Consider the following 1909-nt stretch of genomic DNA (forward strand, 5'->3'; position numbering starts at 1 on the left):
TCCCACAGACCCCACGCCGCGGACGTGGCCGCGAACCCGGCCCGGCGCCGGCGTGCGGCCAGCGCGTCGAGGTAGGCGTTCGCCGCCGCGTAGGCGGCCTGACCGGCGCTGCCCAGCGTTCCCGCGATCGAGGAGAAGACCACGAAGCGGGCCAGGTTCCGGCCGGTGGTCAGACGGTCCAGCTCCCATGCGGTCCGCGCCTTCACGGCGAAGACCTCGCCCAGCAGATCCGGTGCCAGCGCGTCCAGCGGGGCGTCGCGCAGGGACGCGGCGAGATGCACCACCCCCACCAGGTCGGGTACGCCGTCCAGCAGCTCGGCCAGCCGGCCGGTGTCGGTGACGTCGCACGCCACGGCAAGCACCCGCCCGCCGAACCCGGCGAACTCGTCGGCGAAGTCCGCGCCGGCCCCGCTCCGGGACACCAGCAGCAGCCGTAGATCCGGATGCCGTTCCGCGAGCCGCCGGGCGGTCAACCGGCCGAGCGCCCCGGTTCCCCCGGTGATCAGGATCGTCCCGGCTTCCGGCCCCATGTCGCCGGTCCCGGCCGTGATCGGAGTCAGCCGCGGGACGAACACCGCCCCGTCGCGGAGCGCGAGCTGCCACTCGCCCCCGGCCGCGGCGGCCGCGACCAGAGCAGCCGGGTCCGGATCGCTGTCCCCGGCGTCGACCAGCAGGAACCGGCCGGGATGTTCGGTCTGCGCCGAACGCAGCAGGCCCCACACGGCGGCCGCCGCGCCGTTCGGCGGCACGTCCCGGGCGATGTCGGCGACCGAGGCGGTCAGCACCAGCAGCAGGCCGTCACTGTCGCGCAGCCACCGCTGGGACACGTCGAGGGCGTGCCCGGTGGCGGCGAGCGCATCGTCCGGGGCGTCCCCGGCGGTGACCTCCCGCAGGTCGGCGACGGTGACCTCGGCCGGCTCGCCCCCGGGTGCGAGCGGGGCCAGCCGGACCCACTCGACGGCGTACAGGTTGCCGGTGTCCGCGCTGTCCGGCCGGGCCCGTACGGCCAGCGACTCGGCGGCCGCGACCGGGGCGCCGGTGGGGTCGGCCAGCTGCACCGTGACCTCACCGGCGTGCGACGAGGCCAGGCGAACCCGCAGCGCGGTGGCGCCGGACGCGTACAGCGACAGACCCGACCAGGCGAACGGCAGGCGGATCCGCCCCGGCTCCCAGCCGGAGTCGACCAGGCCCACCGAGATCGGGTGCAGCGCCGCGTCCATCAGCGCCGGGTGGATGCCGTACCCGTGCGGCCCGGCCGTCCCGTCGTCCAGCGCGACCTCGGCGAACACCTCGCCACCACGGCGCCACAGACGCCGCAGCAGCCGGAAATCAGGGCCGTACGCGTAACCGTCGGCGGCCAGGTGCTCGTACACCTGGTCCACGTCGACCGGTTCGGCATCGGCGGGCGGCCACTCGCGCAGGTCGAAGGTGGCCGGACCGGCGTCCGCCAGATGCCCGGTGGCGAGCCGTACCCAGCCGTGCGCCCCGCGGGAGAACAGCAACACCGGCCGACGGCCGGATTCGTCGCCCTCGCCCACGCTGACCTGCAGTTCGGTGCGCCCGGTGACCGGGAGTGGCCCCTCCAGGGTGAGATCGTCGATCCGGTCCAGCCCGGCCGCGTCGAATCCGGCCTGCAACACCAGCTCGGCGAAGGCGGTGGCCGGCAGCAGCACACTCCCGGCGACCACGTGGTCGTTGAGCCAGGTGTGCACGGCCGGGTCCAACGTTCCGGGATGCAGGCTACCGGCCGCGTCGGCCCGCTCCAGAGCGGCCCCCAGGATCGGGTGACCCTCGGCCGTCCGGGACACGCCGGCCAGCCAGTACCGGTTGCGTTGGAAGGGGTAGGTGGGTGCTTGGGGTAGGTGGTTGGTGGGGTTGGTGGGGTGGTTGGTGTGGCCGGTGGTCCAGG

The 1909-nt window shown here is 75.0% G+C and carries 1 protein-coding gene; it reads right to left on the reverse strand.

What is annotated here, in order from left to right:
• A partial coding sequence (locus ABT297_RS42990) for an SDR family NAD(P)-dependent oxidoreductase (protein ID WP_350559976.1) occupies window positions 1-1909 on the reverse strand: 1909 nt, incomplete at both ends.

Source organism: Dactylosporangium sp. NPDC000555, from assembly GCF_040300025.1.
Taxonomy (GTDB): Bacteria; Actinomycetota; Actinomycetes; order Mycobacteriales; family Micromonosporaceae; genus Dactylosporangium.